Below are 7,610 nucleotides of genomic sequence, written 5' to 3'. Positions count from 1 at the left end.
GGTTAAATATAGTCTAACAAGTCAACGTTAACGCCACCGTCGTTTCCTGCAGGTGTTGACTTTGTATCAAACGTCACTTGATAGTCATTATAAAGTCGTCTTAAATATTCCTTGTCATCCGAGCCTAAAAAAATCGAACGGCTAACTTGCTCTTTACCTTCAGCATTGTGAATGTTACCAATGTTAATAGCTTTAATGGGAACTCCACCTTCTACTAAGCGATAAGCATCTTTCAAATCCTTCACAATGATAAAAATAGTCTGGGCTGGATTTGCTTTATGAATAAGATCAATAACTTTTTGAATGCTAAAAAATCTCAACGCAATGGATTCTGGAACCACTGTTTTCATCAATGTCTGTTGGATGCTATCTTGTGAAACCACGTCATTAGCGACAATAACGGTGTTACAAGATAAAAATTTCACCCATAATTGCCCTTGACCATGAATCAATCTCTCGTCGACACGAGTCATTACAATATTTGGTACTGCCATTTATTCTCCTTTTTAATCCTTTTAAGGATCTCCTCATTTTTTGTTGCTAAGATTGATAATCTTACCAAGATGATTGATTTACCAGTAAAGCTCCCAATCTTTATAAAATCGAATAAGCGCTTCTAAATAATAGTAATCTCCCCAGATATTTCCTTCATCAATTCCTTTTCCTGAATGCCAAGAATAGACGCCATGTAATAACAATGGTCTTCCTGGCTCTATGTCACGATTTGAGTAATGCTCAATGAGACTTCTTAACATTGTATGCATCGCATGCTTATAAATATCCTTATCTTGGTCTACTTCTGGTAGATATTTTAACATCTCATGAATTCCACAAACAGAAATAGCGGTCGCCGATGAATCTCGTGATTGATCTGAGCCGTCATTAAAGATAAGATCCCAATAGGAGACCTTATCCTCTGGTAAGCGATTTAAGAAATAATTCGTCATCCCTTTAAATAAGGAAATCTGCTGAGGATCTTTCATCTTTCGATAACTCAATGGAATGCCATAAATTCCCCAAGATTGCCCCCTAGCCCAAGATGAATCATCGCTATAACCTTGTCGTGTTACACCTTTAATAGGTTGGCCAGTTTGAGAGTCGAAATAGTAGGTATGGAAAGCCGACGCATCATCACGAATTACTGTATTGGCAGAGCTATAAAAGTGAGTTTCTGCTATCTCTTTATACTTCATGTCTCCGGTTTGTTCATAAGCAAAGAAAAGAAGCTGAATATTTAAAAGACAATCTATAATCAAGCGATAATGATCTTGATGACCTAACTCGCCCCAAGCCTGAATAAAACCACCTTTTTCTTGGTACCGTTCGATTAACTTATCTGCAGCTTTTAGAGATGCTTCAAGCGCTGATGCATTTTGATTAATACGATACTCAGCCATGCAAGAAGGGGTATAGAGAAAACCTAAATCATGATGGTCCAATTCGATTTGCTTATTAACACGTTCCAAAAAGGATAAGACATTAGTGTGAGCTAGGTCTTTTATAGTCTCATCTTGGCTGTATTCAAAAGCTAGCCACAAACATCCCGTCCAAAAAGCATTCGTCCATTCCGTGTTGTCCATTATTTGATAACAATTATCAAAAGTTGCCGGAGTTGGGTAATTTTCGCCAAAATAGTCAATGTTACATCGTAACTGCGCCAATGCTTGATCAATCGCTGCCTTAACTTCTTCTTTCGTAAGTAATGGTTGAGATAAAAACCTCTCCGTATCCTTGATTTCTTCAATCAAGATATGCTTTATGGTTGGCATGATTTAAATTCCTCCCTCGAATTCAACCTGTTCGTCACCTTCTTTCAAGCACTTTGAAAACTCCGAAATACCTAATTGAGCTGATCCAAGAACTTTTTCTATCAATGATTCAAGGTCTTGAATATTATCACGTGCAAAGACTGCTTCGATTAGCATTGCCAGATTTAAACCACTTAAGACTTTAATATCCCTATCTTCTTCAGAAACGGATAAGGTTGATGCAACGTTAAATGGTGTTCCCCCTAGCAAGTCTGTCAAAATTAAAATACGCTTGGACTCCCCAAAGGCAGATAGCAAACGATCTTTTAAATCAACCGAAGACATTGAGGGTAAAAAGTCTATTCCAATAATATTTTCTTGTTTCCCCGCAATCAATTCCAAAGAGCTTAAAATACCGCTTGGAAAGTTTCCGTGGGCTAAAACAATAATTTTCGTCATATCTTCTCCTTTTAAGTTTACCGGTTTACTAAACAGATTAATTATAGCGCTTTCAAAAAGAGCTGTCAATACTTTTTTTGATAAGAATCATTCCTGCTGTTTCAGATTGCTTCACAATTTTCAAACAGCATGTCATGCGTGTTAGCAATCCTTCTGTTTTTGAAGGTTATGAGACCGTTTCTGAATAAGTATTTTTGCTTGAACAGCAAATAAGGGCATCATACTCCCTTATTTTTCAGTCTATTTTCTAATCGTCTCTACTAAATACTCAACTAGCCAATCTGGGCTTTCGGTTCTTGATGGACTTTTCAAGGCAAAGCCAGCCATCGCTAAGAAACTTGTGGCTATTATAGTCTTTTGAATTAACTTTCAGAACAAGAAGTTGAAACACGGACAATACTTGATGCTCTTGGAAAATCAAAACCAGACCTTGTTGACTGGATGTGATGAACTTTAGCTCTATCTGCTATCTGTGTCGCCTAGTCTACTTTTGATTTTCATTGAGTATAAGTGAGAGACCATATCTCAAAGTTAATTCAAAAGACTATAACTATACTAGGCTCATCTTCATCGTCTCTCCAACCGTCTGGTTTGTTGGGCTTGTCTATAATGGGCAGAAGAACAGCTGCTTTCTTCTATACAATGTCTGAAGAAGGATGCCACGGTTGCCAGTATTTGTTAAAGGACATAGTAGCGATCATTCGCTATTTCCTGTCTGTCACAAAAGACCTCCACAACACGCATCCCAATAGGAATCGTCAATAGCAACATGAAAGTGGGGTTCACAATTATTGAACCAGAAGAACTGACTGGCCTCTCTTTATTTAAGTTTACTTCTATATTTATTGCGAGAGCTACTAGGATGTGCTTTTTGAGATTCATCTAGGAAATCCTGAGATTTGGGAAGTGCAATACTTCGCCTCATCTCAACTTGCCTTTCTTTAACCTCTTCCTCAAGTATTTTGACAGCTTTTCTCTTAGAACCTGTATTCACAAAATTATAAAGCCCTTAAAAGCCGACTAATGTGTGATAGTTTGACAAAAGCAACCTCTGACGATACGGACTTTTCAACATCCTTAGCTAATCTTCGAGAGTGGTTCAACCAAGCAAAGGTTCGCTCAACAACCCAACGTTTGGAAATAATTTGCCAGCTGCCCTTGATTTTTTCAGAAATATCTACTGGGCAACCAAACTCCTCAATCATCATCTCTTCAAAACTTTTCCGATAACCAGCATCGGCTGAAAAGGCCTTGATGGTTGGGAATTGTACCATCACTTTGCGAGCCACTAAAAAGCCTGATTTTGTGTCGTGCAAATTAGCTGCATGAACCACCACATCCAGAAGATTTCCCATGGTATCAACAACGATGTGGCGCTTCCTCCCTTTGACTTTTTTACCGCCATCAATCCCACGTTGCTCTGCAACATCTGTTGTTTTCACGCTTTGAGAATTAATGATAGCATAGGTTGGAGAGGCTGCTCTACCAGCTTTCAATCGCTTTTTTTTACCAGTTCCGTCAAAATGGTGTCCCACAAGCCGCTCTCCTTAGCACGACGAAAGAAACTCCAGACAGTTGGGTAAGGAGGGAAATCATGAGGGAGCATGCGCCATTGGCAGCCTGTTTTAGTGATATACAAGGTGGCGTTCACAAGTTCTCGTTTAGACCATTTATAGGTGCGGTGTTTGGAGAAATAGGGTTCAAATTGAGCCCATTTTTGATCGGTTAAATCAGTATCATATGCTTTTCGTGCCATATCTTTAGTTTAACATTTTTTATGAATACAGGTTCTTAGTCTTAGGCGAGACTAAGACCATCTCTGTAGAATAGCTTTCTAACCCGCGTATCGAAGTAGTGAATGGCGTTATCTTCCTCTAGGAATTCATAGAGACCAAGGATAGTGGGCTTATAAGGGTCATAAATGCTATAATGCACAATAAAGGCTTGTTTGATGTCCTTGACATGACGTGTGTAGGCTTTCTGCTTCAATTGCCATGTAGAAAGGCTGCTTTTTTTCGGTTACTGGTAACCTAAGATGTGGCGATTAACTCACCTTTTGATAAACCAAGCTCCAGTGGGACTCGGTTTTTCTTTTTCTGCTCGTAGTCAATAGATTTAATGACCTTATTCTATTTAATTCAGCCATAGTTAGTTCAATCTTTTTCATTCTATAAGGTAATAAACAATATAGTTCTATCTTTGACCTGACTAAAACATTATCACTTTCGAATTATACTTTTTAGAAAACGGTAACATTAAATCATTGACAAAACCGGTTTACCATGTTAGTATTCTTGTAAACTGGTTTACTACTATTTTTTTGGAGGTATCTTAAGATGACACATCATTTTTCAATGGAACATTTTTCGCTTAATAGTAAAATCGCTCTGATAACCGGAGCATCCTACGGCATTGGTTTTTCTATTGCAACTGCATTGGCAAAAGCTGGTGCGACAATTGTTTTCAACGACATTAACCAAGAGCTGGTAGACAAGGGACTTGCTGCCTATAACGAATTGGGAATTACAGCTCACGGCTATGTTTGTGACGTTACCGATGAAGACGGCATTCAAGAATTGGTTCAACAAATTAAAGACGAGGTAGGTATCATTGATATCCTCGTTAATAATGCAGGTATCATCAAACGAACTCCGATGTTAGAAATGAATTCTGCTGATTTTCGTCAAGTCATTGATATTGATTTAACAGCACCTTTCATTGTATCTAAAGCCGTTATTCCAGGAATGATAGAAAAAGGACACGGTAAAATTATCAACATCTGCTCTATGATGAGCGAACTAGGTCGAGAAACAGTAGCTGCTTATGCGGCAGCTAAAGGTGGACTAAAAATGCTAACTAAAAACATTGCCTCTGAATTTGGGTCTGCCAATATTCAATGTAACGGCATCGGTCCCGGTTATATTGCAACTCCGCAAACAGCACCCCTACGCGAACTTCAAGAAGATGGTACAAGGCATCCATTTGACCAGTTTATCATCTCGAAAACACCTGCCTCTCGATGGGGAAATCCTGATGATTTAAGCGCTCCAGCTGTCTTTTTAGCAAGTGATGCTTCAAATTTCGTTAACGGACATATTCTCTATGTCGATGGTGGTATCTTAGCATATATTGGTAAACAACCTGAATAGAAAGGCATTCTATATTAAAAGTCAAGAGTAAAGTATACAAACCTACTATTTATTTTTCGCGACATCATCGAAAAATTAGGTAGCACAAAAAGCTCTGCTAGAAAGCAAGTTTGTGAATGCTTGTATTTTATCGTTTATCTTAGTTTCGCTTCATCAAAAGTTTGATTGGTTTTGAGTAGATAGAATATGATAAGGATGAGCTTTTTAGCAGCGTGGGATATAGCGACATTATAGTGTTTACCTTGACTGATTTTCAGCTTTAGATACCCCTTGAAATGAGGGGAATAGATACAAGTTAACTTAGCTGCCTGTATGGTGCATACCTCAAATAGGATGAGCCACGCTTGACCATCCCCTCGGTGTTGTCCATCTTCCCAGACTGAAAAATAGCTGGCTCAAGACCAGCGAAGGCTTGAAGTTGAGCAGGATTTTTGAAATTAGGATGTTTTTTATCTCTGCAAGGATAATGGCTCCTAAACGATTTCCAATGCCTGCAATGGAAGTAATTGGAGAATCTAACTCGACCATCATCTCGTTAATCTGTTCTTGGACTTGTGCAATCTGTTTGTCGTAATGTCGAATGGTTTCAATCAATTGTACCAACTCTAATGTTAAAGCTGGTGAGTGCCTACCAATTGTTAGAGACGCTGTTTCCTGTATTTTCTTTGCTTTATCAACCGTGAGATAGTTGATTTTAAGTAAAGAAGACAAGTGAGCAAGCGTGATTTTAGCTGGCGTAGGATACTGGGATAATAACTCATACACATAATTATTATGTAAGTTTCCCACCACTGAGTGAAGTTCTGGAAAAACGATATCAAGTAATCGTACATAGAGGTTCTTATTCTTAGAACGAGCCTGAATCAGTCGGTTTTGAAACCGAGTCAATTCTTTCAATTCGTCCATTTTCTCATCAATTTGATTGCGTTGCGTCATCAGATCGTAGTTTGCGAGCAATGAGCAGTGCGTCTTTGACGTCCGTCTTGGTCTTTCTAAGGAATTGATCTTTGGCAAATTCCTTGATGATCAAGGGGTTGTAAGAAAAAATGGTATATCCTAAATTTCTTAAGAACGCGACCAGATTATAGTTGTAATGTCCTGTACTTTCCAGTGCAATGAGCATATTAGTTGTAATAGGGGATAATTGATTTAGCCTCACCTTCAGTTCAGAAAATCCGTGGTTGGAATTTGTGAACCTGAAATGTTTAATCAGGATTTGACCAGTATCCGAGATACAGGCTAGGTCGTGTTTATCCTTAGCGATATCAATTCCAACGTAGAGCATGATATCTCTCCTTTTGATTTCTTTATTAGCAGCTGTTGTTCGTCCCACGCACTCTTTGCCTTGTATCCTTACACGAGATAAAACGTTTGAGCGTTATCATTCTAATTACCATTTAAACAAAGAGCTGTGGTTAGAGCCTTTCTATAATCGTCAAAGCGATTGGAGCAACATACTAATCCACAGCGCTGAACTAAGTATAAAACAAATCTAAATGAAAGGGTTTATATTATCGGGAGCTACCCGATAATATAAATATAAGGAGTATAATCGTGAAAATAGCTTTAATTAATGAAAATAGTCAAGCCGCAAAAAATAACATCATCTTCAATGAACTAAAAAAAGTCGCCGACCAAAAAGGTTACGAACTCTTTAACTACGGTATGTATGGTGAGGAAGGGGAAAGTCAGTTGACCTACGTGCAAAATGGTCTTTTGGCATCTATTTTACTTAATAGTGGCGCGGCGGATTTTGTAATCACAGGCTGTGGAACTGGTGTAGGGGCAATGTTAGCTTGCAACAGTTTTCCCGGAGTCGTCTGTGGTTTAGCTGTGGACCCTGTTGATGCTTACCTTTTCTCTCAAGTAAACGGTGGAAATGCCCTATCATTACCATTCGCCAAAGGCTTTGGCTGGGGAGGAGAGCTTAATCTCCGCTATATGTTCGAACGTCTTTTTGAAGAGGAAAAAGGCGGCGGCTATCCAAAAGAACGCGCTATCCCAGAACAACGAAATGCCCGCATTTTAAATGATGTTAAAGCCCTTACTTATAAGGATATCATGACTGTTCTGACTGACATTGACAAAGACTTCCTAAAAGAAACCATTTCAGGAAAACACTTTGAGGACTATTTCTTTTCTAACTGTCAAAATGACAAGATTGCTGACTACTTAAAAGCACTCTTAGCCTGAATCAAACGAAAGACAAACTATAAGGAAAGTCAATAGTTTGTTCTAAATTTTTTTAGACCAC

At 38.5% G+C, this 7,610-nt stretch carries 6 protein-coding genes and 2 pseudogenes; 2 read left to right on the top strand and 6 right to left on the bottom strand.

Annotated features, from left to right (window positions below; all coding sequences use genetic code 11):
• Positions 1 to 2: 2 nt before the first annotated feature.
• From ACMZ6U_RS08275 to ACMZ6U_RS08255, 5 genes and pseudogenes are all read right to left on the bottom strand, one after another.
• A complete protein-coding gene (locus tag ACMZ6U_RS08275; protein WP_416107829.1) occupies positions 3 to 494 on the bottom strand; it encodes a PTS sugar transporter subunit IIB in 492 nt (163 codons plus the stop codon).
• A 78-nt stretch (positions 495 to 572) separates the two neighbouring features.
• Positions 573 to 1,769, bottom strand: a complete 1,197-nt coding sequence (locus tag ACMZ6U_RS08270; RefSeq protein ID WP_416107827.1) for a glycoside hydrolase family 88 protein — start codon at positions 1,767 to 1,769, stop codon at positions 573 to 575.
• Positions 1,770 to 1,772: 3 nt separating this feature from the next.
• Positions 1,773 to 2,207, bottom strand: a complete 435-nt coding sequence (locus tag ACMZ6U_RS08265) for a PTS N-acetylgalactosamine transporter subunit IIA (protein WP_415670713.1) — start codon at positions 2,205 to 2,207, stop codon at positions 1,773 to 1,775.
• A 998-nt stretch (positions 2,208 to 3,205) separates the two neighbouring features.
• Positions 3,206 to 3,661, bottom strand: a pseudogene (locus ACMZ6U_RS08260) (transposase); the annotation flags it as partial.
• 38 nt (positions 3,662 to 3,699) lie between these two features.
• Complete coding sequence (locus ACMZ6U_RS08255) at positions 3,700 to 3,963, bottom strand: transposase (protein ID WP_416107825.1); 264 nt, start codon at positions 3,961 to 3,963, stop codon at positions 3,700 to 3,702.
• A gap of 580 nt (positions 3,964 to 4,543) precedes the next feature.
• On the opposite strand from ACMZ6U_RS08255, the gene ACMZ6U_RS08250 reads away from it, so the two are divergent.
• The gene (locus ACMZ6U_RS08250; protein ID WP_416107823.1) at positions 4,544 to 5,356 is read left to right on the top strand and encodes a gluconate 5-dehydrogenase; all 813 of its coding nucleotides are present in this window, start codon (positions 4,544 to 4,546) and stop codon (positions 5,354 to 5,356) included.
• Positions 5,357 to 5,490: 134 nt separating this feature from the next.
• On the opposite strand, the pseudogene ACMZ6U_RS08245 reads toward ACMZ6U_RS08250, so the two are convergent.
• Positions 5,491 to 6,641 (bottom strand): annotated as a pseudogene (locus tag ACMZ6U_RS08245) (IS110 family transposase).
• Between the two features lie 269 nt (positions 6,642 to 6,910).
• On the opposite strand from ACMZ6U_RS08245, the gene ACMZ6U_RS08240 reads away from it, so the two are divergent.
• On the top strand, positions 6,911 to 7,549 hold the full coding sequence (locus ACMZ6U_RS08240) for an RpiB/LacA/LacB family sugar-phosphate isomerase (protein ID WP_416107821.1): 639 nt from the start codon (positions 6,911 to 6,913) through the stop codon (positions 7,547 to 7,549).
• Positions 7,550 to 7,610: the final 61 nt, after the last annotated feature.

Origin of the sequence: Streptococcus pluranimalium, from assembly GCF_047785745.1 — a bacterium.
Taxonomy (GTDB): domain Bacteria; phylum Bacillota; class Bacilli; order Lactobacillales; family Streptococcaceae; genus Streptococcus; species Streptococcus pluranimalium_B.
The sequence above is the reverse complement of the archived record's forward strand: the minus strand, read 5'-3'. Positions and strand labels throughout refer to the sequence as shown.

Excerpts from the sequence above, each read along its gene's own strand:
- ACMZ6U_RS08270 (WP_416107827.1), bottom strand. The coding sequence starts at position 1,769 with ATGCCAACCATAAAGCATATCTTGATTGAAGAAATCAAGGATACGGAG.
- ACMZ6U_RS08275 (WP_416107829.1), bottom strand. The coding sequence starts at position 494 with ATGGCAGTACCAAATATTGTAATGACTCGTGTCGACGAGAGATTGATT.
- ACMZ6U_RS08265 (WP_415670713.1), bottom strand. The coding sequence starts at position 2,207 with ATGACGAAAATTATTGTTTTAGCCCACGGAAACTTTCCAAGCGGTATT.
- ACMZ6U_RS08255 (WP_416107825.1), bottom strand. The coding sequence starts at position 3,963 with ATGGCACGAAAAGCATATGATACTGATTTAACCGATCAAAAATGGGCT.
- ACMZ6U_RS08250 (WP_416107823.1), top strand. The coding sequence starts at position 4,544 with ATGACACATCATTTTTCAATGGAACATTTTTCGCTTAATAGTAAAATC.